Source organism: Caballeronia sp. LZ033, from assembly GCF_031451265.1.
In the GTDB taxonomy this organism is placed as follows: Bacteria; Pseudomonadota; Gammaproteobacteria; order Burkholderiales; family Burkholderiaceae; genus Caballeronia.
In genome coordinates, this window is the sequence record NZ_JARUXQ010000002.1 from 98239 (window position 1) to 122539 (window position 24301).

Here is a 24301-nt window from a genome sequence, read left to right on the forward strand (position 1 = left end):
GTCGCCGGTGGCGTGTGAGTCATGCCGCGGCCTGGGCCTGCGCCACGCAGCGTGCACCGCGCACGGTGTCGAGCAGTTCGTCCGGTGCGTCGAGCGCGTCGCCGCGCCACGCCACGTGACCGTCCGGACGCACCAGCACGAAACGCCGCTCGTACAGCGCCGCAATATCCGGGCGGTCGAGTTGCACCACCGAAAGCGGCATGCCGCGCTCGCTCGCCGCCCGTTCGAGCGCCTGCGTGGACGGCGCATCGCCGGCGAACGACAGCAGGGTAAATCCCTCGCCGAACAGGTCGAGCGTGGAGCGGCCGTCGTCGAGCCAGGCGTGCGGCGCGCGCGAGCCAGGCCGCGCGTTCTGGATATATACCATCGGTTCGTCGGGCACCGGCTCGGTGCCGTCGCCGATGACAATCGGCGAGCGGTCATAGCGATACCCCATCGAGGTCCCCGCGATCTCCCATTCCGCGAGCATCGCGTCCTTGAGCGTCGCGCCGACATGCCGACGCGCGGCTTCCCCTTCCGGCGTTTCGTCGAGCACGGCGCTGTAGTCGAGCTTGAGCATCCACGGCTTGAAGAGATCGGCGGCGGCCTTGACGAAGCGGGTCATGACCGGCTTGCGCTCGCATTCGTAGGTATCGAGCAGCGCCTCGCCCCCCCAGCCCTTCAGCACGGCTTCCAGTTTCCAGCCGAGATCGACGGAATCGCCGATGCACGTGTTCATGCCGAAGCCGCCCGTCGGCGACATCGCGTGCGCCGCATCGCCGGCGATGAACACGCGCCCCGCGCGCACCTTTGACGACACCACTTCGCGGCGCCGCCACGGCGACATTGCGCGGACCTTGAACGGAATGGTGTCGTCGCCGAAGCAGCGGCGCACGAGCGCGTCCGTGTCGAGATTGGCGAGATCGAGCTTCTGCGCCGAACCCGAGAGCGACAGCCGCCATTCCGTATGGCCGTCCACCACGGTCAGATTGCCCCACACGCCTTCCGGCCCGATCATCATGTAGCGCTCGGCGGCGCCCATCTTGTGCTTGTCCTGCAGGTGCTCGGCGTCGACCAGCAGGCTCATCGTGTAGTTCAGGACCGGCGTGCCTTCGAGCGGAATCTCCAGCGCGTTGCGGATACCGCTGTCCACGCCGTCGCACGCCACCATGTACTTCGCGCGGATCTCGAGCGTCTCCACACCGGATTGCGGCGGCTCCGCCCGTTCGCCGATGAACACACGGTCGATGTTCTCGCCCGTGAACTGATGCCGCTTGCCGCCCGGCAGGCGGTCGACGAACGCGCGCACGCCCTGGCCGTCATCAAAGAAACTGGCGAGCCGCAGACTGCGCATCAGCGTGACGGAAGGAAAGCGTGCGAGCGCTTTTTCAAGAACTGGATCAAGCAGTTTCTGCGGGCAGCGATGCCGGTCCTGCGGCGTGAAGTCGGGTGCTTCCCGGCCGCCGAGCGGCGCATAGGGCTCGCGCGCCAGTTCGTGTCCGGCGAGGCTCGTGCAGTAAACGATGTCGAGCGCATAGTCCTGCGGGAAGCCCGCGCGCGCGACATCCTCGACAATGCCCCAGCGGCGGAAGAACTCCATCGTGCGCGAACTTAGTCCGGATGCGCGCGGGAGGACCACGTCGGCGGACGGCTGCTGGTCGATCAGCAGACAGTCGATGCCGCGCCAGCCGAGGTCGAGCGCGAGAGAAAGACCAGCGGGACCGGCGCCGACGATCAGCACCGAAGTTTCGATAACGGGACGGCTCACTTGAGAGGTTCCTTGAGGCAGACGTGCGGTGGACATGACGGCTCAGCGTTCGATTGCGTCGAGATAGGCTTTCATCAGGTGATGCACGGCGACTTCCATCGACGACATCGGACCCGGCTCGTAGAAGGGCGATTTCATGGCGTTCTGCAACGAAACCACCATCGACGCATCTTCCGCTACGAGCTTCGCGACGAAGGCCTTGTATTCGGCGAGATTGGCTTCGAAATCGGGCTGCTCGAACGCGACCGGCGGGAACATCAGGTAGATGTCGAGCCGCGTGCGTTCGGCGTCGATGGGCCACACCTGCCACAGCCGCAGGCTGTCGCTGCGCATGGAGAGCGTCACGTTCGGGAACAGGCCGCCGCGCGAGGAGGTGTCGTCCGGCAGGCCTTCGAGCCAGGGCAATGTGGGGAAGAGACTCTTGCCCGTCTTCGAGTGGGAACGCGCCTTCTGGTCGTAGGTCCAGCTGCCGCGCGCATGCAGCTTCACATCGAGGTTGCGGTAGTCGTTGAAGCGCCCGAATGTGCCGGTATGCAGCACCGGAACGTGATAGATGTCGACCAGATTCTCGACCAGCAGCTTCCAGTTGCAGGCCACTTCGATCTGCATCTTCTCGGCCATCCGGCATTCGTCGGTGCGGAACCAAGGCGTGTTCTCCGCGAATTCGCCGATGAATTCCTCGAACGGCATCGGCTCGCGGTTGAAGCTCATGAAGATCCAGCCCCGCCAGGTGCGCACTTCGAGCGGCTTGAGGCGCTTGCCGGCGATGTCGAGCGGCGTCTTGCCCATGCCTGGCGCGACCAGCAGCTTGCCTTCGAGATCGTAAAGCCAGGCGTGATACGGGCAACTGAAGTCGCGCGCATTGCCGCGGCCTTCCGCGATCGCGACGCCGCGATGCAGGCACATGTTCATGAACGCGCTGATCTCGCCCGACGTAGTGCGCGTCAGCACATACGGTTCGTCGCAGATGCTTGCGGTGAGGTAATCGCCCACGTTCGGCAGTTCTTCCTCGCGGCCCACGCACAGCCAGGTGTCGAGGAAGATCTTCTGCTTTTCAAGGGCGAGCACGTCAGTCTTGGCGTAGACCTCGCCGGGCAGATGACGCGCGGCGGCGAGCTGCTCGCGGGTCCGGGCGAAGCGGTCTTGCAGGTCGATGAATTGCAGCGGCACATTGGCGTTCATGGGGATCTCCGGAATACCGTCTGGCGCGGGCGTTCGCCCCCGCGCGCCGAATGGGTCTGACAAAGCCTTCACACGCCGCGCTGCGCGAGCGCGTTCGCCTCGCTCAGCAACGCGAGCGCATGGTCCGTATCGACGACGTCCGCATACTTCTTGTGCATGTCGAACAGGTTCACGGCGTGCGAGATGCGCGAGCGGTCGAAAACGCACTCGTGCGGCACCACCACCTTGAAGCCGAGCGACGACGCATCGACCACCGAGGCCCGCACGCAACCGCTCGTCGTGCCGCCGGTGACGAACAGCGTGTCGATGCGCTGGTCGATCAGATAGCTCGTCAGCGCGGTGCCGAAGAAGGCGCTCGCGTGGTACTTGGGAATGCGCAGTTCGGCCGCCGCCGGGGCCACTTCCTCGACGAAGTCATAGCCGCGCCGGTCGATCTCCATGATGCCGGGCACCTTGTCGCCGAAGCGTCCGGCGTCGTGGACGCCCTTCGGCGCGACGTGCGGGAAGATCACCGGGAAGCGGTTGCGGCGGAACGCGGCCAGCAGACGCACCATGTGCGGCACGCACGACCAGGCGTATTCGCCGCAGCTCGTCGGATATTCGGCGATGGCGTCGAGCAGCGGGCGCGGCGTCTCGCCGAAGGAGCGGTATTGCATGTCGATGACAAGCAGCGCCGGACGCTGGCCGGTGCCGCTGCGGCCGTCGAAGCCGGCGGCGTCGAACGCAGCGAGATCCGCGTCGGGAATCACACCGTCCCAAGGATGCAGCGTACGGTGCGCCGGTTCGTCGTCGAACGTCTGCATGACTGAATTCATGGTGCGATTCCTTTGTTTTGAACGTGCTTGGTTGCGTCAGGCGCGGACGGTATCCGGCGCGGTTTCGATCACTTGTCCGTCGATCACCACCGGCACGCCGTCGATCTGCACGCTGCAGCCGGACATCGGAATGTCCAGATGGCAGGGCGTATGGCGCGTGCCGCCCGCTTCCGCGTTCGGTCCGGTGGAGAACATGAAATTGCCGGCGTAGGAACGGGCGTCCATGCCGTTGGTTTGGCGCTTGTCGTACATGCCGAGCATGGTCCAGTGCGCGCGGTCGAGCAGGCCCCAACCCAGATGCGAGACCGCGTAGCCGTCGGGATCGTTGAAGGAGGCGATGTAATCGCGCAGGTAGCGGGCGTCGAGGCCGCCTTCGATGCCCGTCACGAAGCCGTTCTCGATGGTGAGGCGGATGGGCGTGCGCACGTAGTCCTTGAACGGCAGGATGGTGTCGCCTTCGTCGAGCACGACGATGCCGTTGCTCGACGCCTCGTCCGGCCAGCGCGCGATGAACGCGCTCGGCGCGTGATCCCAGCGGCCGGGTTCGTCGGCGAAACCGTACTGGACCAGCGGCGGATACTCGCCGAAGCGCGCGCTGAAGCGCGTGCCGGCCGCCGACGTGACGTCCAGCCGGCGCGCCGCGCGCATGCGCGTTTCGGCGCGCTTGACGCGCAGCCGGTCCGTCTCCGTGGGCAGCAGGCGCATGAAGATCTCGGGCGGTTCCTTGACGAGGATGATGCGCGCGCCGGACTCGAGAATCTCTTCCTGTTCGGAGCCGCGATACATGCCCATCAAATCGACGATGAGATCCGTGCGCTTCATCGCCTCGATGGCGAGCCGGTTGCCGGACAGCGCGGTGGGTCCGTAGTGCGCGGTGCTGTCGCCGCCCACCTTGACCGCCACGGACGCGCCCAGTTCCACGCTCATCATCGGATTGCCCAGCCGGGCGAGCGCGAAGCGCGCCGCCGCGTGATGTTCCGGGTCCGTGATGTCGCCGATCAGGATCAGCACGCTCTCTTCGGACTTGAGCTTGCACAGCGCGAAGAGCTGGGTCCAGGCGTCGACCAGCCGGGTGGAAAGACTCATCGTGCATATCTCCGGTACATGTCGGCGGCCTGCGCCGCGACGATCGCGCCGATCTCCTCTTCGCGTTCCAGCACGCGCGCATTGGGCGCGGCGACGACGAACGCATAGTCTTCGGCGCCGAAGCGGAAGCCCGCCGCGATCGAGGTGGTTTCCGCCTGATACTCATTGACCGCCACGTGCCAGCCGCGCGCCGAGCCGATCTCTACCGCGTTCGCGATGTCCTGCGGATCCACCAGCGTCTGGTCCGAGAAGCGCCGCCGCTCGAGCCGCTGGATCAGCTCGCCGCGCGTTTCCGCCGACATCAGCGCGAGCAGCGCGCGGCCCGACGCGCCGCTGTGGATCGGCTTCAGCTGGCCGGGACGCGCGCTGTAGCGTAGCGCGCGCGACGGCTCCACCACTTCGAGATACAGCACTTCGAGCCCTTCGCGCTTGGCGAGGATGGCGGTTTCGTCGGTCTCCTCGCAGATGCGCGCGAGGAACGGCCGCGCAGCGGCGAGGATGGGGTCGTGGCCGGTGATGGCCTGACCAAGGTCGAGACAGCGCCGCGTCGGGTAATACCCGTCGTCACGGCCGAGCCAGTACAGATAGCCTTCCTGGCGCAAGGTTTCGAGCAGCGCCAGCAGGCTCGACTTCGGCCACTCCAGCTGACGCGCGATCTGCGCCAGCGTGGCGGGGCGCCGCGTGGTCGCGAAGAATTCGAGGATGGTCAGCACCCGCAATGCGCTCTTCACGCCCGCACCGCGGCCCGGCTCTGCCGCACTGTCGGCGGCCTTGGCCCGGGTGTCCTCGCTGGCGCGCGACGCTGCGGGGTCAGCGGCGTCGATGGGCGTGGCCTGATACGGAATCTTGCTCAAGTCATCTCCTTGGTAAATTCGTTCACATATGTGAATGAACGTTCCGTGTTTTAAATCTATTCAAACAAATTTGGATTGTCAAACAATCCGTGCGTTCCTGTCCATTCTTCTCGCAAACCTTTATAACGCCTCATCCTGCGCGAGAACAGTTTATTGAAAAGTTTGTACTTTGAATTTTTTGGATGTACATAATTGGAAATAGACGTTCACATAGATGAACGTTTGTGCGATCTGAGGACACCGCGTCCGAAGACGCCCTGACAAGTTCTCACTACTTTTCACGCGCGCAGCGAAGGGGAGAAAGCCGATGGATGCGACGGGTTCGTTCAGCAAAGGTAGAAGAAGTCTGCTCAAGACCGCGCTGGCGGGCGCGGCGTCGTCGCTGCTGCCGGCTTTCACGCCGTCGGCGCGCGCCGCGGAACAGCTCGACGGAGCGTTCAAGGTCGGCACCTACGGCGGATCGTGGCGCGACAACCTCGACAAGTTCGTCGGCCAGCCTGTGGCGGCGCGCGGCGCGAATGTCGGCTATGTGATCGATTCGCCGACCGGCAATCTCGCCAAGCTGATCGCGGCACGCGGCCGCGCCCGTCCGTTCGACGCGATGGAAGGCGCGCCGGAACTCGTCAACCGGATGGTCAGCGCGGGTCTTATCGAAAAGATCGATGCCGCCAACGTGCCCAACATGAAGCCGCTGCCGGCCATCGCCGTGAAGCCGTACGCGGTGACCACCTTCGCGCTGCTCGACGTGGTGGTCTACAACGCCGACAAGTTCAAGGAAGCGGGCATCGCACCGCCCACGCATTACTCGGATCTGGCCAATCCGAAGCTCGCGGGCCGCGTGGCCTTCCCGGACGTCGATCACACCGAGCACCTCGGCGCGATCGTCGGCCTGGCCTATGACGCGGGCGGCGACGAATCTTCCATCGCGCGCGCCATTCCGCTCGTCAACAAGATCAAGCCCGCCTACTACTTCGCGGCCTCCACCGAACTGGCGACGCGCTTCGGCTCCGGCGAGATCTGGGCCGCGCCATGGTCGGCGGCGTGGGCGCTGCGCCTGAAGCGCTCCGGCCTGCCGATCGCCGTGTCCTACATGCAGTTCGGCGACACGATGCGCGGCTGTATCTGGCCGAACCTGTACCACATCGTCAAGGGCACGGCCAACACGGCCGCAGCCGAGGCCTTCCTGAACCAGTACCTCGCGCCCGACACGCAGTTCAGCTTCGGCATGGCCGTCGGCGATCTGCCGATGAACCCGCAGGCGCGCGAGCGGATGTCGAAGGAAGCGTCGGTGAAGGACATCCTCAAGTTCTCGGACGCCGACATCAACGCGATGAAGGAAGTCGATTACTCGAAGATCGATCTGGCCGCCTGGCACGACCGCTGGGCACGCGACATCACGCGCTAGGGCTTATCCGGCGTGTGTAGTACGTCCTGAGTGTTTGGCGTCTGAACTTCGGCCCGGATCATCCGCCGGGCCGCGATGAAAGTCGGAGCAGAAGCATGGCGAACGTTTCGTTGCAGCGTGTGTGCAAGAGCTATTCATCCGGGCCGGTCGTGTCGGACGTGGACATTTCCATCGCGGAGGGCGAGTTCCTCGTGCTGCTCGGTCCGTCCGGCTGCGGCAAGACGACGACCCTCCGCATGATCGCCGGTTTCGTCGAACCGACCTCGGGCGAAATTCGCATCGATGGTCAGGACGTTACCTGGATGCCGCCTCGCAAGCGCGATGTCGGCATGGTGTTCCAGGACTATTCACTGTTCCCGAACATGACGGTATGGAAGAACGTCGCGTTCGGGCTCGAGCAGCGCAAGGTGCCCTCGCGCGAGATTGCGCGGCGCGTCGGCGAATGTCTCGACATGATCCGGCTGCCCGATCTGGCGCAGCGTTATCCGGACGAACTCTCGGGCGGCCAGAAGCAGCGTGTCGCGCTGGCCCGCGCGCTCGCCACGCGTCCGCGCGTGCTCCTGATGGACGAGCCGCTCGGCGCGCTCGACCTGAAGCTGCGCGAGGCGATGCAGGCGGAACTGGCGCGCCTGCAACGCGAACTGGGCATCACCACGGTCATGGTGACGCACGATCAGCAGGAAGCGATGAGCCTGGCGGATCGCATCGTCGTGATGAACGGCGGCCGCGTGCAGCAGACCGGCACGCCCGAGGACATCTACTTGCGGCCGGCGAATCCGTTCGTGGCGGGGTTCATCGGCAAGGTCAACTTGATAGAGGGCACGGTCATGCATGTGGCGGGGGACGGCTGCATGATCGATGTCGGCGGTGCACGGATTGCCGCGGCGCGGCACGGGGACATGGTTCTGGGTGCGCGCGTCGCGCTCGCGCTGCGTCCGGAGACCTTGCGCGCGCTGCCGCCCGATGCGCCGCCCACGGGCAACCGTCTCGATGGCGTGGTGACGCAGCGGCGCTTCCTGGGCAACGCGGTGCATTATCACGTCGATCTCGGCGCGGGCGGGGAAATTGTCGTGGAGCGGAGCGGGGATGAGATTCTCGCGCAGGTCGGCGAAAGGATCGGGCTTGCGTGGCCGCCCGGACAGGAGCGCTGCTTCGCCCTCGACGCGCGCCCGCATGATCCAGCGCATGTTTCAGCACAAGGCGCGCGCGCATGAACGCCGTCGACTCGCCGCCGAACGCCGAGCGCCGCGCACCGCTTACGCCGCCTCCGCCCATGAGTGCCGAGACCGCAACGCGCGGACGGCCCGCCGGATTGTCGCGCGCGTCCGGCTGGTCGACGCTGCTGTGGCCGCCGCTCGTGATCGCCACGCTCCTGCTGGTCGTGCCGCAGGCCTTCTATGTCTGGCTGAGCTTCCATCGCGATCTCGGCATGGGGCAGACCGGGACCGCGTTCACGTTCGGCAATTACGCGCGCGTGCTCACCGATGTCTTCTACCTGAAGACCATCTGGGTGACCTTCTATCTTTCAGTGATGGGTACGGTCGTGGGCCTGCTGCTCGCGCTGCCGTGCGCGTATCTTCTCGCGCGCATGAAGGCGCGCTGGGCTTCGCATCTGCTCGCGCTGCTGCTGATGGCGTCGTTCATCACGCTGGTCGTGAAGGTGCTGGGCCTGTCGCTGCTGATCAACCGCGAAGGGCTGATCAACGCGGCGCTGCGCGGTATCGGCCTGATCGACGAGCCCTTGCAGCTGACGAGCAACGGCGTGGGCGTGGTGATCGGGCTCGTGCAGTACACGCTGCCGCTGCTCGTGATGATCCTGCTGAGCGTGATCCAGACGATTCCCGAAAGCCTGGAGGAAGCCGCCGAGATCCACGGTGCGAGCTGGCTCGGCACGCTGCGCCGCGTGGTCCTGCCGATCGCCGCGCCGGGCATCATCAACGGCGCGCTGATCACGTTCAACATGAACATGGGCGCCTTCACGTCCGCGGTCCTGCTGGGCGGCGGCAAGGTGCTGACCTTGCCGTTGCTGATCCAGCAGAAGATCGTGCAGGACGTGAGCTACGGCACCGGCGCGACGCTGTCGACCATCCTGCTCGTCTTCGTGCTGGCGTTGAACGCTGCGTTCGCCTTCTTCTTCCGTGCCCGCCGCAGGGAGCCGCGATGAACCTGTCCATGCCTCTTCCGCTCGCGCGGCTGGCCGACCGTCACTGGCGCACGTCGCGTCGCGTCGTCCTGACCACGATCACCGCGCTCGTCTACGCGTTTATGCTCGCGCCGATCCTGGCCGTGGCCATTGCGTCGTTCGACGGCAGCCAGACGTTCTATTTTCGCTTCCCGCCGCAGCAGTTCTCGCTGCACTGGTACCGGCATCTGCCCGTCAAGTATCTGCATTCGTTGCAGACGAGCCTGATCGTGGGCCTGAGCGCGGCGCTCATCTCGACGGTCATCGGCAGCATGGCGGCGCTCGGCATCGTGCGCGGCACGTATCGCGGCAAGGGCGCCTTGCAGAGCTTCTTCCGGCTGCCGCTGCAAGTGCCTTCGGTCGTCACGGGCGTGGTGTTCCTGCAGTTCTATTACCGTCTGTCCGACAGCGGCGTGAATCTCATCGATACGCTCACCGGCCTCATCATCGCGCATGTGTTCCTCACGATTCCCTACGCGGTGGGCACGGTCGCCGCCGTGCTGACGCGCCTGAATCCTGCGCTGGAAGAGGCGGCGCAGAGCCTGGGCGCGACCCGCTGGACCATCTTCTGGCGCGTGGTCTTTCCGGCGATGAAAACCGGCGTGGTGGCGGGCTTCTTCTATGCCTTCATCGTGTCCTTCGGCGACGTGCCGGTCACCGTTTTTCTCGCGAGCGACGGCAACGTGACGTTCCCGGTCCAGGTCTTCCAGTCGTTGCAGTTCGATTTCGAGCCGGTGATCCTGGCGCTTTCGACGCTCGTCGTGGTGCTGTCGGCGGCCGGCATCCTGGTGATGCAGCGCTGGATCGGATTGAGCTTGCTGGTGCCGTCGGCGGGCAGGCGCTGAAGCACAAGCTGAAACACGCGGACATGAATAACGTCTCACGCGAGGTGAATGGATGGAGCAAGGCTTTGTATACGCGGTGAATGCCGCCGACGTACCGGACGACGAACCGCTTGGCGTGGAGATCGACGGCCGGCAGGTGGCGATCTACCGCATCGACGAGGAATACTTCGCGACGGAGAACGTCTGCCCACATCAATACGCGCTGATGAGCGAGGGCTATCTCGAGGACGGCTGCATCGAGTGTCCGCTGCATCAGGCGCGTTTCGACGTGCGCACCGGCGCGGCGCAATGCGGCCCGGTCGATCGCGGACTGCGCGTGTATCGGGTGGCGCTGGAGGCGGGCGCGGTGCTGGTCGAACTCGGCGACGCGGCATGAACGCGCCGGCGCATGTCGTGATCGTCGGCGCCGGGCAGGCGGGCGCGCGGTGCGCGCATGCGCTGCGCGAGTTCGGCTACGACGGCGCGGTATCGCTGGTGGGCGACGAGCCCGACGCGCCCTATGAACGCCCGCCGCTCTCCAAGGCGATGCTCGGCGCGCAGGCCGGCGCCACGCGCGTACACCTCTACGAAGCCGCTCGTTACGACGACGCGCGGATCGACCTGCTGCTCGGCACGCGCGCGCTGCAGCTGCGTGCGGATGAACACGCCATCGATCTCGACGACGGCCGCACGCTCCGCTATGACCGCTGCATTCTCGCGACCGGTGGCCGCGCGCGCCCGTGGCCGGGACGCATCCGCGGCGACGGCGCCCGTTTGCTCACGTTGCGCAGCCTCGCGCATGCACGCGTGCTGCGCGAACGCCTGCAACAGGCGCGCTCGCTGATCGTGATCGGCGGCGGCTTTCTCGGGCTCGAATGTGCCGACGCCGCACGTGCGCAGGGCATCGACGTCACCGTGATCGAATCGCGCCATTCGTTGTTGCCCGACAAGCTGCCCGCCGCGCTCTCCGCGCAATTGCTGAAGCGTCATGAGGCGCGCGGCATCCGCTTTCGCTTCGGCGGGCAGATCAAGCAGATCGTCGACGAACCGGGAAAGCCGTTGCGCGTCTCACTGCGTGACGGCGAGACCTGTGACGCGGATCTTTGCCTGATCGCCATTGGCCAGTTGCCGAACGTCGAACTCGCGGCGCAGGCGGGGCTCGTCACTGATACGGGCATCGCGGTGGACCGGCTTTGCCGCACGTCGGCGCCGCACGTGTATGCGGCCGGCGATTGCGTGAGCTTTCCGTTTGGCGAGACCGGGCGGCGCGTGCGCGTCGAGTCCTGGCAGAACGCCGAGCAGCAGAGCCGCGCGGCGGCGGCCAACGCGCTCGGTATCGAGACGCCTTATACGCTGCTGCCGTGGTTCTGGACCGATCAGGCCGACTGGAACATGCAGTTTCTGGGACTGGAAGATCCGCTCGCGCCGGACATGCGCTGGATCGTGCGCGATGGCTCGACGCAGAACAGCGCTCGCGCGGTGTGGATCGGACTGCGGGATGCGCGCCCAGTGGCGGCGGTCGCGCTCAACAGCGGGGGCGACGTGACGCCCTTGCGCAAGCTGCTGGCGTCCGGCGCGCCGGTGGAGGAAGCCGCGCTCGCGGACACGGGCCAGCGGCTCGGCAAGCTGGTGCAGGAACTCATTTCACGGACTTGAAGCGCTGAAACCCGTGGGCAAGTGTATCGAAGGCACGCACAGCATGTGTCCCTGTCCCGCCACCTCCTGGCACGGGACAATGTTCCACCCGTCCCACCGGAGCCCGCCCTCATGCCCCAGACATCCCACCTCATCGCCTTCGCGCTGGTCGCGCTCGGCATGGCCCTGACGCCCGGGCCCAACATGGTCTACCTGATTTCCCGCTCCATCTGCCAGGGCCGCACGGCCGGCCTGATCTCGCTCGGCGGCGTCGCGCTGGGCTTCGTGTTCTACATGCTGTGCGCGGCCTTCGGCATCACCGCGCTGCTGATCGCCATTCCGTTCGCCTATGACGCGCTGCGCTTCGGCGGCGCGCTGTATCTGCTCTGGCTCGCGTGGCAAGCCGTGAAGCCCGGCGGCTGCTCGCCGTTCCAGGTGCGCGATCTGCCCGTCGACAGCCCGCGCAAGCTCTTCACGATGGGCTTCGTGACCAACCTGTTGAATCCGAAGATTGCCGTGCTGTATCTGTCGCTGCTGCCGCAGTTCATCGATCCGCAACACGGCAGCGTGCTCGCGCAATCGATGATGCTCGGCCTCGTGCAGATCGCGCTGAGCATCGCCGTGAATGCGTCGGTGGCGATGACCGCGGGCTCCATCGCCGTGTTTCTCGCGCGCAAGCCTGCGTGGCTGCTCATCCAGCGCTGGCTGATGGGCACCGTGCTCGCGGGCCTCGCGCTCAGAATGGCGACCGAAGCCCGCCGTTAAAGCCGCTTAACGCTCGCCGTCTTCCTTCGCCCGCTGCGCCGCGAACTGCATCAGCCGTTCGTCGCGCCAGTCGCGGCGCGCGGCGAGGTCATCGGCGGAGAGATGCTGGCGACGGTCCTTCTCGACCTGTGCTATCAGCGCTTCATCCCACGGACCGTCATCGACGCGCGACTTGACGATCGAGTGGTACAGCGGTCCGAGCCGGTTCGCATAATCGGCCACGCCGCCCGGCGCGTTCAGGTCGATCGTCTCGAACGGGCCCATGAACGACCAGCGCCAGCCGAGGCCGTCGCGCACGGTCTTGTCGATATCCTCGCAACTCGCAATGCCGTCGCGCTGCAACGCCCACGCTTCGCGCAGCAGCGCCGCCTGCAGACGGTTCAGCACGAAGCCCTCGATCTCCTTGCGCACATGCACGACGCTTTGCCCGATGCCGCGCATCAGGGCATCGGTGAACTCGACCGTCGCCGACGATGTCTGCGTCGACGGCACGAGTTCGACGACCGGCACGAGGTACGGCGGATTGACCGGATGCGCGATTAGCACGCGCGGCGAGATGGCGAGGTCGCAGGCGAAGTCGGAGGCCTTGATGCCCGAACTCGAACTGCCGATGATCACATCGGCGTCCGCCACCTTGTCGAGATCCAGCATCAGCTGGCGCTTCACATCGACGCGCTCGAGCACCGACTCCTGCACGTACGCAGCACCGTCGATGGCTTGCGCGAGCGAATCGGCGAGCGTCAGGCGGGCGGCGATGGTCTCCGGCGCTTCGTCGATGAGACCGTGCCTGTGCAACGCCGCCAACTGGTTCGCGGCCCACGGAATGGCGTTGTCGGCGGTGCGCGGATTCGCGTCGTACACGCGCACGTTCAGCCCGGCGCGCGCGAAGGCAATCGCCCAGCCCGCGCCCACGAGCCCCGCGCCGATGATGGCAACGGGCTTGTCCAGCTTCATCTTCGCTACGTTCATCAATTGTCTCGCTTGAGTTATGGTCTATATCACGCAGCCGTCCAGCCGCCGTCGAGCATGAGCGCGCTGCCGGTCACGAGCGTGGAGGCATCGCTGGCGAGGAACACGATGGCGCCCATCACTTCCTCGACGCGTCCCACGCGGCCCAGCGCGATGCGCTGCGTGACCCAGTCACGAAAGCCGGGCGCATCGAACATGCTTGCCGTGAGCACGGTCTCGATGAACGTGGGGCACACCGTGTTCACGCGAATGGCGTGCGGCCCGAGCTCCCATGCCAGCGCCTTGGTCATGCCTTCGAGCGCATGCTTCGATGCGCAGTACACCGTGCGGCCCGGGCTGCCCACGTGCCCCATCTGCGACGACACGTTGATGATCGAGCCGCCGTTCCCGGCGCGCAGCATGCCCTTCGCGACCGCGCGCGACACATGGAAGACCGACTTTACATTGAGGTCGATGATCGCGTTGATATCGTCATCGGTCACCTCCACGAGCGGCTTCGGGCGATTGGTGCCCGCGCAGTTCACGAGGATGTCGTAGGGCTCGCGCGCCTCGATGGCGGCGCTGACGGCGGCCGAATCGGTGATGTCGAACGCGATGAAGTCGCTCTGGCCGCCTTCCTCGTTGATCTGGCCGGACGCGCGTTCGAGTTCATCGGCGGAACGCGCAACCAGCGTCACGCGCGCGCCCGCCTGAGCCAGCGCCGCCGCCGCCGCGAGGCCGATGCCGCGTCCGCCGCCGGTGATCAACGCTGTCTTGCCATGCAATGAAAAGCCCGGTGCTTTCGGCAGCATGCACTCTCCTGATCTTGATCGAATGGAACGAGGCAAGCGTAGCGACGCGACATCCGCGCCGCTTGCATACCAGTTATGCAAAACCTGAAATCCGTCGCCGCTGACAATACCGGCAAGTCCGGAGGGTGCGCAAGTGGAACTGAAACAGTTGCGGTATTTCGAGGTCGTCGCGCGTGAAGGCAGTCTCTCGCGCGCCGCGACACTGCTCGGCGTGAGCCAGTCGCTGCTGACACGCCATATCCAGAGTCTCGAACAGGAGTTCGGCCTGGCGCTGCTCTACCGTAACGGTCATGGCATGTCGCTGACCGACGGCGGCAAGACCTTCCTCGCCTCTGCCAGCGACATCCTGATGCGCACCGACAGCGCCCTGAACCAGATGCAGGCGCTGCGCTCGAACCCGGGCGGCACGGTGACGATCGGTATTCCGCCGATGCTCGGCGAATTCCTGCTGGTGCCGCTCACCAGGCGCTTCCGCGCGGAGTTTCCCGACGTGCGGCTCAAGCTGCGCGAAAGCGTGAGCGGCTATCTGCTCGAATGGCTGATGACCGGGAAGCTCGATATCGGCGTGCTGTACAACGTGACGTCGCTGAATACGATCGGCGTGGAGCCGTTGCTGTCGGACGAGATGCTGCTGATCGGCCCGCCCGATGCCGAGGTGCTGAATGCCTCGGCGGACTCCATCGCGCTGGCTGAAACCGTGGACCTGCAATGGGTCCTGCCGCCGCGTCCACATGGTCTGCGCACGCTCGCCGAGGATGCCGCGACCGCGCAGGGACTGCAACTGAACATCGTCGTCGAGCTGGATGCCATGGCGGGCATCTTCGATCTCGTCGAAGCGGGGCTGGGCTTCAGCATCGCGCCGTTTGCCGCGATCGAGAAACGCCTCGAACGCGGCACGCTGAAGGCGCGGCGCCTTCGCGAGCCGTCGCTGTCCGGCGTGCTGTCGATTGCGTTCTCGCCGAAGAAGGAAGCCACGCTCGCGATGAAGGCGCTGTATCGCATCGTGCGCCAGGAAACCGAATCGCTGGTGCGAAACGGCGTCTGGCGCGCGATCGACGAACGGCCTTAGCGCCTCAAGCCGGCGAATCGGTCAGCGCATCGTTCGCGACGTTCGGCCCGGCAGGCGCCTTCCGGGCGCCGCCGCGCACGAAGGTCGCCGCGGGCATGCACAGCACGAGGATGCCGGTGCAGAGGAGCACGCAGCCGAGCGCATAGGTGCCGTTGTTGATGTTGCCGGTCACCTGCTTCATGACGCTGGTGATCCACGATCCCGCGATGCCCGAGAGGCTGCCGAACGAGTTGATCATCGCGAAACCGGCGGCGGCCGCCGTGCCGGACAGCAGACTGCCCGGATAGGTCCACACTACGGGCGTGAGTCCGAGCACACCCGATGCGGCGACGCACAGGCAGATCATCGCAACCGGCAGATTGCCCGCGCAGGCCGCGCTCATGATGAGCGCCGTACCGCCCACGAACGCGGGAATCGCGGCGTGCCAGCGGCGCTCGCCGGTCTTGCTCGAATGCCATGCGTTGAAGAGCATCGTCGCGGCGGCGCAGACGAAGGGCAGCGCCGTGAGCAGGCCGATGTGGAACGTGTCCTTCACGCCCGACTCGCGCACGATGGACGGCAGCCAGAACGACAGCCCGTACCAGCCGGTCGCGTAGGTAAAGATGATCCCCGCGCACAGCCATACGCGATAGTCACGCAGCGCGGGACCGAACTTGTATTCCTTGTGCGCGTTTTCGGTGACGACGTTCTTGTCGAGCAGACGCTTCTCGGCGTCGGTGAGCCACTTCGCCTGATGGATCTTGTCGGCGAGACCGAAGTAGACGAGGAACGCGAGCGCCATCGCCGGGACGCCTTCGATCAGCAGCATCCATTGCCAGCCGCTATAACCCATCCAGCCGTGCGAATGCTGCATCAGCCAGCCGGACAGCGGGCCGCCGAGCACGAGGCTGGTAGGCAGCGCGAGCAACAGGCCGAAGGTCACCTTGGTCTGACGGTCGGAGGGGAACCAGTAATTGATGTACAGCAGCACGCCGGGATAGAAGCCCGCTTCACAACAGCCGAGCAGCAGCCGCAGGATGTAGAACATCGTCGCGTTCTCGACGCCGAACAGTTTCGCGAGTTCGGCGGTGAACATCGTGGCGGCGGAAATCAGGCCCCAGGTCAGCATGATGCGCGCGATCCAGCGTCGCGCGCCCACGCGGTGCAGCACGATATTGCTCGGAATCTCCAGCGCGATATAGCCGATGAAGAACATGCTCGCGCCCAATGCGAAGGCCGAGTCGCCGATCTTGAGATCGCCGAGCATCTGCAGCTTCGCGAAGCCGATGTTGACGCGGTCGAGAAACGAAAACGTGTGGCAGAGGAACAGGATCGGCGCGATGCGCCACAACAGCTTCTTGTACAGCTTGCCTTCGTCGACGGACTGCGCGGCGGCGCCGTCGATTGCGTCGATGCTCATGGGTATCTCCTCCCGGATGGTTCGTCAATGGCGGGTTGTTTCGGTGGAGCGTATTGATAGCCCGACGCAAACGCTCGAATACCTGTTATGCAGGAACCGCATAGCGCACGGGTGTTCATGGCGCGCAAACCCTTGTGCTGTAAGGCTTGCAGCGAAACGTGCCGTACTGCGGGAAAAGCAGGATGCGGCGCGTTTACCCCTATCGTCCGACTGTCGACAGCTTGACAGAATGAATTGCAGACCCGCCGGCAGTGACCCGGCGGGCTTCTTCAGGAGACGACCGAATGCGTACGTGCATGCTCTCTCCGCGCCTTCCGGCGCTGTTTCATCGAGCTTCGACGCGGAGGCCGCAATGATGCGTATCCGCCGCTCGATGCTCATCACGCCCGCGCATCGCCCCGACCGCATGGCGGGCGCGATGAAGCTGGCAGTCGATTCCTTTGTCTTCGATCTCGAAGACGGCGTGCCGCCCGTGCGCCGTGACGAAGCGCGCGCCAATCTCGCGAAGCTGATGCCGGCGCTGGACTTCGGCGGCCGCGAGCGCGTGGTGCGGATCAACGCGGTGGGCACGGCGGATTGCATGCGCGATCTCGACGTCGTGCCGCTGACGCACTGCGACGCCTTGCTCGTGCCCAAGGTCGAATCCGCCGAGCAACTGCGCTGGCTCGACACCGAACTCACACGTCGCGATGCGCCGGTCAGGCTGATCGCCACGCTGGAGACGCCGCGCGGCGTGCTGAACGCACTGAGCATCGCCGACGCCTCGCCGCGCCTTTGCGCGTTCTTCTTCGGCTCGGGCGATTACACGATGGAAACCGGCGCCGAGATCACGCCGACCGCCTTGTTGTGGGCGCGTTCGACGATCGTCGCGGCAGCGGGCGCCGCTGCTTGCGACGCCATCGACGCGCCTTATCTGCACGGCCTGCGCGATCCGCAAGGCACGCATGAAGACGCGTTGCGCGCGCGGGAACTGGGCTTCAGCGGCAAGGTGGTGTTCCATCCCGCTCAGGTCGATGCGGTCAACGGCGCGTTCACGCCGACCGAAGCGCAAACCGCGCGAGCCCGACGCATCGTCGACGCGTTCGAGGCGGTGAAGGCGAGCGGCGAGGGCACGGCCATCGTCGACGGCGAATTCGTCGCCATCGATCTGGTGCCGCGCATGCAGCGGCTGCTCGACATCGCCGCCTACGCGCAAGGGAGAACGTCATGAAGCAGGCCACGCTGACCTCGTACGACGATGCCGACGTGCGTGCGCGGACCGACGCGCATGTCTCCGCGCTGAACATCGCCGGGCGCATGGAGCGCCTGCCGCTGTCGCGCTTTCACTGGACCTTGTTCGCGATCCTGGGCGTCGCGATGTTCTTCGACGGCTACGATCTCACCGTCACCGGCTTCGTCATCCCGGCGTTGCACAAGCACGGCTGGCTCACGCCGGCGACCACGGCCACCTTCATCTCGGTGCCGCTCATCGCTGCCGCATTCGGCTCGATCGCGGCGGGACTGCTCGGTGACCGCATCGGCCGCCGACGTCTGTTCCAGGCGACGGTGCTGGTCTACAGCCTGTCGAGCCTCGGCTGCGGCTTCGCGACAAGCTACGGCATGCTGCTCACGTTCCGCACGATCAACCTCTTCGCGATCGGCACGGTCACCGTCACCGGTTATGCGTATCTGAACGAGTTCACGCCGCGGCGTTATCGCGGACGCTTCCAGTCGGCGGTGGCGTTGCTGCTGAACGGCGGCCTGCCGTTCGGCGCCCTGATGGCACGGCTCATCGTGCCGAACACCGACGTGAACGTCGGCTGGCGCGTGCTGTTCCTGCTGTCGGTGATTCCGGCGCTGCTGGTCTTCGCAAACAAGCGCCTGTTGCCGGAGTCGCCGCGCTGGCTTGCGTCGGTCGGTCGCGACGAGGAAGCGGCACGCGTGGTCGATTCGATCGAGGCCGGCATCGTGCAGCGCGAAGGCAAGACGTTGCCCGATGCCGAACTCGCCCGCGAACCGGCGCGGCATCTCGGCTGGGATGCGCTGTTCTCGCCGCTCGTGCGCGGACGGTTCGCGCTGGCCGTCGTGTTCAACATCTGTCATCTGACGGGCCTGTTCGTGCTCATCAGCTGGCTGCCGACGCTGTTCGTCTCGCGCGGCCTCACGCTCGGCTCCACCTTCACGTTCGCTGCGGTGAGCTTCATGGGCGGCTTCCTCGGGCCGCTGCTGGGCATCGTGGTGGCGGACCGCATCGAGCGGCGCTGGTCGCTGGTGGCGGCCGCGCTGGTCGCTGCGTGCGCGGGCGTCGCCTATGCGGGACAGACATCGCCGCAGGGACTGATGATCACCGGCCTGATCCTCGTCACGGCGATATTTTTTATATCGTCGGTCGGCTTTGCGACCTATATCCCCGAGATCCTGCCGACCGGCGTGCGCCTGCGCGGCCTCGGCACTGCCGCGCTGATCGGCCGGCTGGCGTCGGCGGCCACGCCGTTCGCCGTCGCGGCCGCGTTGCTCACGTTGAAGAACCCGTTCTATGTCGTGTCGTCCGTCGGCGTCGCCTATGTCGTGATGGCGCTGCTGCTCGCCGTGCTCGGTCCGAACGTGCGCGGCCGGACGCTCGAAAGTCTCGAATCCGGACTGGACCCCAAACCTTGAGGAGATGTTCGATGGCGCTGTCCCGCACCTTTCTGTTCGTCCCCGGCAATCATGCGCGCCGCGTCGAGAAGGCGCTGAACGCCGATGTCGATGCGGCAATCCTCGATCTCGAAGACGCCGTCGCGGCCAGCGAAAAGGTTGCGACGCGCGCGGCAGTCGTCGAAGCGTTGCAAGCACCGCATCGCGCGCGCGGCTATATCCGCATCAACGCATTGGACACGGAGTACGCGTTCGGCGACCTGCACGCGGTGATCGCGCGTGGCGTGGACGGCATCGTGCTGCCGAAACTCGAGTCGGTGGAACAACTGCATACCGCCGACTGGATCATGAGCCAGCTCGAGCGCGAGCGTGGCCTTGAGGCGGACTCCATCGAGCTGATGCCGATCATCGAAACCGGTGCGGGCTTCGCGGCGATTCAGGCGTTGTGCACGTCGGCGGCGCAGCGTGTGCGGCGTCTCAAGCGCTTCGCTTTTGGTGCAGGCGACTTCTGCCTCGACATGAACCTCATATGGAGCGGCGACGAGTCGGAACTGCATGCGTACCGCAGCGCGCTGGTGCTGTCATCGCGCGCGGCAGGACTGCAGGCGCCCGTCGATACCGTATGGGTGCGCCTCGACGACGCCGACGGTCTCGCGCGCTCGGCGGTCCGTGCGCGCGGCATGGGCTTCCAGGGCAAGTTGTGCATCCACCCGGCGCAATGCGACGCGGTGAACCGCGCGTTCTCGCCGACCGAAGCCGAGATCACTCAGGCGCGCGCCGTCGTCGAGGCGTTCAAGCGCGCCGAAGCGGAAGGCGTTGCGTCGATCCGGCTCGACGGCGCCTTCATCGATTACCCGGTCGCGTATCGCGCGCAACGCGTGCTCGACTTCGCCGCGCAGATCGACGCGCGCTGAGAACATTTCATCCATCGGAGAAACGGCAATGACTGCAACATCGGCTGACACCCGCAACGTTCGTCCGCTCGACGGCATTCGCGTGATCGACGTATCGAGTTTCCTGGCGGGACCGTTCTGCTCGACGCAGCTCGGCGAATTCGGCGCCGAGGTCATCAAGGCGGAGCTGCCCGACGTGGGCGATGCATTGCGCCGCTTCGGCTCGATGACGGAGGCGGGCGTCACGCTGCCGTGGCTGTCCGAATGCCGCAACAAGAAGTCGATCACGCTCGATTTGCGCAAGCCCGGTGGCGCCGAGTTGCTGAAGAAGCTGGTCGCGGACGCCGACATCCTTGTCGAAAACTTTCAGCCGGGCACGCTCGAAAAGTGGGGCCTCGGCTGGGACGTGCTGCATGAAGTGAATCCGCGGCTCATCATGGTGCGCATCTCGGGCTTCGGCCAGACCGGGCCGTATCGCGACCGGCCGGGCTTCGGGCGCATCGGCAATGCGTTCGGCGGGCTGTCGTTCCTCGCGGGCTATCCGGACCGGCCGCCGGTCACGCCCGGCTCCGCGACCATTCCCGACTACATGGCGGGCCTCTACGGCGCGCTCGGCGCGCTGCTGGCCATTCAGGCGCGCGAACGCACGGGTGAAGGGCAGTTCGTCGATATCGGCTTGTACGAACCGATCTTCCGCATCCTCGATGAACTCGCGCCGTCGTTCCAGAAGAACGGCTTCGTGCGGCAGCGCATGGGTCCGGGCACGGTGAACGTGGTGCCGCACAGCCACTATCCGACCAGCGACGGCCGCTGGATCGCCATTGCCTGCACCAGCGACAAGATCTTCGCGCGTCTCGCTGAAGCGATGGGCACGCCGGAACTCGCGGGCGAAGGCAAGTGGGGGCACATTTCGGGCCGCGAGCGCGATCGTGCCGACGTGGACCGCACTGTCGGCGAATGGACCGCGCAGTTCACGCGCGACGAAGTGCTCGCGCGCTGCGAACAGTTCCAGGTGCCGTGCGGGCCGGTGTACGGCATCGACGAGATCTTCGAAGATCCGCAATACGCGGCGCGCGAGAACATCAAGACCATGCAGGACGCGCGCATCGGCGAACTGGCGGTGCCGAATGTCGTGCCGCGTCTCTCTGCGACGCCGGGCGGCATCGACTGGCTCGGACCGGACCTCGGCCAGCATAACGACGACATCTATCGCGGCTTGCTCGGACTCGATACCGAGCAGCTCGCCACGCTCAGGGAAGAAGGGGCCATCTGATATGATCGCGCATCCTTTTTCGGCGGCCCTGGCGTGTTGACAGACGAGCCTCGCGCCGCGCTTCGGGTCATCACGAAACAGCCCACCGCCATGAGCGCAGACGATCAGAAATGGGCCCTGCCGCCGCAGCATTCGTTGCCGCAACTCGTCGAGGCGCGGCTGGTCAGCGCCATCCGTTCAGGCGATCTCAAGGCGGGTGAGCGCATCGTCGAAACGCAATTGGCCCGGCAGCTCAACGTGAGCCGCGGGCCGTTGCGCGAGGCGCTCAAGTCGCTCGAAGCCAACGGGCTGGTCTTCACCGTGCGCGGCAAGGGCACCTACGTGGCCGAGGTCTCGCACGACGACTTCGTGCGCATGACCGGCATCCGCGCCGTGCTCGAAGGCTTCGCCGCGCGGCTCGTGGCGGCGCGTTGCCGTCATGAGCCGGATGTCGTCGTGCAGCTGGAGCAGTCGCTCGCGGAACTGGAGCGCGCGGAAGCGGGCCATGATGCCGCCGTGCTGCGTGCGGTGGACTGGGAGTTTCACGAACTCGTCTGCACGCTCGCCGACAACGATCTGCTGCAAACCACCTGGCATTCCATCAGTTCGCTCGTGCGGCTCTATCAGCAGGGCAATACGAGCTACGAGGTGCGCAGCGAAAGCGTCGTGCATCATCATCACGAGTTCGTCGAAGCACTCAAGTCCGGCGATCCCGACTTCGCCGAGCAGACCTTCCGCAGCATCATCACCGACACGACTTTTCGCTCGCTGGGCCTTCCCGTGCCCGAGGCGATGACGTCGATGACCGAGCCGCCGCGCGCGCCGAAGAAGTCGAAGGCCGGCGCGAGGTAGTCACGTCTGTCCGGCGTGCAGCGTCGTGGCGAAGTGGGCGCGCAGATGATCGAGGAACAGCGTCGAAGCCAGGTTGAGATCGGCTTTTTCGCGCACCAGAATGCCGAAGTTGCGCGACAGGTCGATCTCCGGCACGTTCAGCGTCGCACGAGATTCGAGCGAGTAGCGCTGCGCCATGTAGCGCGGCAGGAAGGTCGCGCCGAGCCCGGCATCGACGAGCCCCAGCACCGTGCCGACATTGGTCGCGTGCTGGATGGTCGAGAGCGTGAGGCCGCGTCGGGCGAGTTCGGCCGAGAGACGCGTCTGGAGCAACGCGTAACGGTCGAGCAGCATCAGCGGCAGATCGGCGAGTTGCTCCAGCGTGATGTCCTGCGCGCCCGCCAGCGGATGCGCCTTGGGCAGCACGACGAGCATCGGTTCGCGGGCGAGCGGTTCGAAGTGCAGCTTGCTGGAATCGCCATCGAACGCGCTGACGGCCAGGTCCGCCTGTCCGGTTTCGAGCGTCGCGAGCACGGCCTCGTATTGCAGGTCGCGAACCTGGATCTGGATCGACGGATACGCCTGGCGGAACGACTGGATGAGTTGCGGCAGTACGACGGCGGCGAGCATCGGCGTGGTGGCGATCACCGTGCGCATCTTGGACGCCGCTGCACGCGCATGAAAGTCCGTCAGCAACTCGCGTAAACCCTGCAACGCGAGCCGCGCGCGGCGCGCGAGTTCTTCGCCCTCGGGCGTGGGCGTTACGCGACGGGTCGTGCGTTCGACGAGCTTCGTCTTGAGCATCGCTTCGAGCCGCTGGACGCGGTTCGTTACGGAGGGCTGCGAGACATGCATCTTCTTCGCGGCGGCGCTGAAGCTGCCGAGGTCCGCCACGGCGAGAAAGGTTTCCAGCTCGATGAGATCGAAACGCAGATTGATTCCGTCGATGCCCTCGTCCGGAGCGGAGTGGTCGTCCTGCATCATGCCGCCGTGTCCTCCGTTCCCGATTTATAACGCCATCTTATAAATCGATATTCTAATGCGAATAGAGTTTCGCGAGGCCGTTCTCGATAATTGGGCCATTAGAGACTGAACCGGAAAGCGCGTTGCAACGACGCGGCCCGGCTGGTCGAGAACGGAGACTTCATGAAGGACGAAATCAAGATCCTGACGCCGAACGGCATCCTGGGCTACGGCATCCCGGCGGCCGACTTCTGGCGCGGCATCGATCAACAGCCCGACGCGATGATCGTCGATGGCGGTTCTACCGACCCCGGTCCTTATCTGCTCGGCCTGCCGAAGACACTGGTGACGCGTGAAGCGTATCTGCGCGATCTGTCGCTGATGCTTGACGCCTGCGCGACGCGCAAGGTGCCGATCTATATCAGCTCGGCGGGCGGCCCCGGCATTCGCGCGCATGTGGATTTCATGGTCGATGTGATCGAAGAGATCGCGAAGCGTGAAGGCTATCGCTTCAAGATCGCGAAGATCTATTCGGATGTGGACCCCTCGTATGTCCGCGATGCGATGGGCGAAGGCCGCATCACGCCGTGCGCATCGGCGCCGGAGTTGCAGGTGTCGGATGTGGGCGCGTCGTCGCATATCGTCGCGCAGATGGGCGCTGAGCCCTTTGCGAAAGCCCTGCGCGAGCATCCCGATCTGGACATCATCGTGGCGGGCCGTGCCTACGATCCGGCGCCGTTCGCGGGGCTGTGCATGCTGCACGGGATCGAGCCGGGCATTTACTGGCACATGGGCAAGATCGTCGAGTGCGGGGCGAACTGCGCGGAGCCCAAGGGCAAGGTGATTCTGGCGACGATCCGCCGCGACAGCTTCGACCTCGAACCGATGAACCCGCGCGAGCGCTGCACGCCGGCTTCGGTGGCGGCGCACACGCTGTACGAGAAGACGCGTCCGGATTTGCTGACGGGCCCGGGCGGCGTGCTGGACCTGCGCGAGGCGACCTACGAACAGCTCACGGAGCGG

The 24301-nt window shown here is 65.7% G+C and carries 23 protein-coding genes; 14 read left to right on the top strand and 9 right to left on the bottom strand.

Annotation, left to right across the window (positions count from 1 at the left end):
* Positions 1–19: 19 nt before the first annotated feature.
* The 5 genes from QCE62_RS16020 to QCE62_RS16040 all read right to left on the bottom strand — a co-directional run bounded on the left by QCE62_RS16020 (position 20) and on the right by QCE62_RS16040 (position 5684).
* Positions 20–1747, bottom strand: a complete 1728-nt coding sequence (locus QCE62_RS16020; protein ID WP_309920179.1) for an FAD-dependent monooxygenase — start codon at positions 1745–1747, stop codon at positions 20–22.
* 42 nt (positions 1748–1789) lie between these two features.
* Entirely contained in the window at positions 1790–2929 is a 1140-nt protein-coding gene (locus QCE62_RS16025; protein WP_309920182.1) for an aromatic ring-hydroxylating dioxygenase subunit alpha, read from the bottom strand.
* 68 nt (positions 2930–2997) lie between these two features.
* Positions 2998–3744 (bottom strand): isochorismatase family protein, encoded by a 747-nt coding sequence (locus QCE62_RS16030; RefSeq protein ID WP_309920185.1) that lies wholly within the window; start codon positions 3742–3744, stop codon positions 2998–3000.
* A gap of 36 nt (positions 3745–3780) precedes the next feature.
* Positions 3781–4830: a 2,5-dihydroxypyridine 5,6-dioxygenase gene (locus QCE62_RS16035; protein ID WP_309920189.1), complete on the bottom strand. Its 1050-nt coding sequence runs from the start codon at positions 4828–4830 to the stop codon at positions 3781–3783.
* A complete protein-coding gene (locus QCE62_RS16040; protein WP_309920192.1) occupies positions 4827–5684 on the bottom strand; it encodes an IclR family transcriptional regulator in 858 nt (285 codons plus the stop codon). The genes QCE62_RS16035 and QCE62_RS16040 overlap by 4 nt, the downstream gene beginning before the upstream one ends.
* Positions 5685–5991: 307 nt before the next feature.
* Between QCE62_RS16040 and QCE62_RS16045 the strand changes: the two genes are divergently transcribed.
* The 7 genes from QCE62_RS16045 (at position 5992) to QCE62_RS16075 (ending at position 12495) form a co-directional block, all read left to right on the top strand.
* On the top strand, positions 5992–7089 hold the full coding sequence (locus QCE62_RS16045) for an extracellular solute-binding protein (RefSeq protein ID WP_309920195.1): 1098 nt from the start codon (positions 5992–5994) through the stop codon (positions 7087–7089).
* Between the two features lie 95 nt (positions 7090–7184).
* On the top strand, positions 7185–8303 hold the full coding sequence (locus QCE62_RS16050; RefSeq protein ID WP_309920196.1) for an ABC transporter ATP-binding protein: 1119 nt from the start codon (positions 7185–7187) through the stop codon (positions 8301–8303).
* A complete protein-coding gene (locus tag QCE62_RS16055; protein ID WP_309920198.1) occupies positions 8300–9253 on the top strand; it encodes an ABC transporter permease in 954 nt (317 codons plus the stop codon). Before QCE62_RS16050 ends, QCE62_RS16055 begins: the two co-directional genes overlap by 4 nt.
* Positions 9250–10116: an ABC transporter permease gene (locus QCE62_RS16060; protein WP_309920201.1), complete on the top strand. Its 867-nt coding sequence runs from the start codon at positions 9250–9252 to the stop codon at positions 10114–10116. Before QCE62_RS16055 ends, QCE62_RS16060 begins: the two co-directional genes overlap by 4 nt.
* Positions 10117–10168: 52 nt before the next feature.
* The gene (locus QCE62_RS16065) at positions 10169–10492 is read left to right on the top strand and encodes a non-heme iron oxygenase ferredoxin subunit (protein WP_309920204.1); all 324 of its coding nucleotides are present in this window, start codon (positions 10169–10171) and stop codon (positions 10490–10492) included.
* The gene (locus QCE62_RS16070; RefSeq protein WP_309920207.1) at positions 10489–11751 is read left to right on the top strand and encodes an FAD-dependent oxidoreductase; all 1263 of its coding nucleotides are present in this window, start codon (positions 10489–10491) and stop codon (positions 11749–11751) included. The genes QCE62_RS16065 and QCE62_RS16070 overlap by 4 nt, the downstream gene beginning before the upstream one ends.
* 111 nt (positions 11752–11862) lie before the next feature.
* Positions 11863–12495 (top strand): LysE family translocator, encoded by a 633-nt coding sequence (locus tag QCE62_RS16075; RefSeq protein WP_309920209.1) that lies wholly within the window; start codon positions 11863–11865, stop codon positions 12493–12495.
* Between the two features lie 6 nt (positions 12496–12501).
* Here QCE62_RS16075 and QCE62_RS16080 read toward each other — a convergent pair whose 3' ends face one another.
* Both QCE62_RS16080 and QCE62_RS16085 read right to left on the bottom strand, forming a co-directional pair.
* Positions 12502–13464 carry a 3-hydroxyacyl-CoA dehydrogenase gene (locus tag QCE62_RS16080; protein ID WP_309920212.1) on the bottom strand — a complete coding sequence of 321 codons (963 nt, stop codon included), beginning with the start codon at positions 13462–13464 and terminating at the stop codon, positions 12502–12504.
* Positions 13465–13493: 29 nt separating this feature from the next.
* The gene (locus tag QCE62_RS16085) at positions 13494–14255 is read right to left on the bottom strand and encodes a glucose 1-dehydrogenase (RefSeq protein ID WP_309920215.1); all 762 of its coding nucleotides are present in this window, start codon (positions 14253–14255) and stop codon (positions 13494–13496) included.
* 133 nt (positions 14256–14388) lie between these two features.
* Between QCE62_RS16085 and QCE62_RS16090 the strand changes: the two genes are divergently transcribed.
* Positions 14389–15324 (top strand): LysR family transcriptional regulator, encoded by a 936-nt coding sequence (locus QCE62_RS16090; RefSeq protein ID WP_309920218.1) that lies wholly within the window; start codon positions 14389–14391, stop codon positions 15322–15324.
* A gap of 4 nt (positions 15325–15328) precedes the next feature.
* Here QCE62_RS16090 and QCE62_RS16095 read toward each other — a convergent pair whose 3' ends face one another.
* A complete protein-coding gene (locus QCE62_RS16095; RefSeq protein ID WP_309920221.1) occupies positions 15329–16723 on the bottom strand; it encodes an MFS transporter in 1395 nt (464 codons plus the stop codon).
* A 352-nt stretch (positions 16724–17075) separates the two neighbouring features.
* Between QCE62_RS16095 and QCE62_RS16100 the strand changes: the two genes are divergently transcribed.
* From QCE62_RS16100 to QCE62_RS16120, 5 genes are all read left to right on the top strand, one after another.
* Complete coding sequence (locus tag QCE62_RS16100; RefSeq protein WP_309920224.1) at positions 17076–17933, top strand: CoA ester lyase; 858 nt, start codon at positions 17076–17078, stop codon at positions 17931–17933.
* Complete coding sequence (locus QCE62_RS16105; protein WP_309920228.1) at positions 17930–19360, top strand: MFS transporter; 1431 nt, start codon at positions 17930–17932, stop codon at positions 19358–19360. The genes QCE62_RS16100 and QCE62_RS16105 overlap by 4 nt, the downstream gene beginning before the upstream one ends.
* Positions 19361–19371: 11 nt before the next feature.
* The gene (locus QCE62_RS16110) at positions 19372–20253 is read left to right on the top strand and encodes a CoA ester lyase (protein WP_309920231.1); all 882 of its coding nucleotides are present in this window, start codon (positions 19372–19374) and stop codon (positions 20251–20253) included.
* A 28-nt stretch (positions 20254–20281) separates the two neighbouring features.
* Entirely contained in the window at positions 20282–21505 is a 1224-nt protein-coding gene (locus tag QCE62_RS16115) for a CoA transferase (RefSeq protein WP_309920234.1), read from the top strand.
* A 90-nt stretch (positions 21506–21595) separates the two neighbouring features.
* Complete coding sequence (locus QCE62_RS16120; protein WP_309920237.1) at positions 21596–22336, top strand: GntR family transcriptional regulator; 741 nt, start codon at positions 21596–21598, stop codon at positions 22334–22336.
* On the opposite strand, the gene QCE62_RS16125 is transcribed toward QCE62_RS16120, so the two are convergent.
* The gene (locus QCE62_RS16125; RefSeq protein ID WP_309920240.1) at positions 22337–23299 is read right to left on the bottom strand and encodes a LysR family transcriptional regulator; all 963 of its coding nucleotides are present in this window, start codon (positions 23297–23299) and stop codon (positions 22337–22339) included.
* A 162-nt stretch (positions 23300–23461) separates the two neighbouring features.
* Here QCE62_RS16125 and QCE62_RS16130 point away from each other — a divergent pair.
* On the top strand, positions 23462–24301 hold an 840-nt coding region (locus QCE62_RS16130), incomplete at its 3' end, for an acyclic terpene utilization AtuA family protein (RefSeq protein ID WP_309920242.1).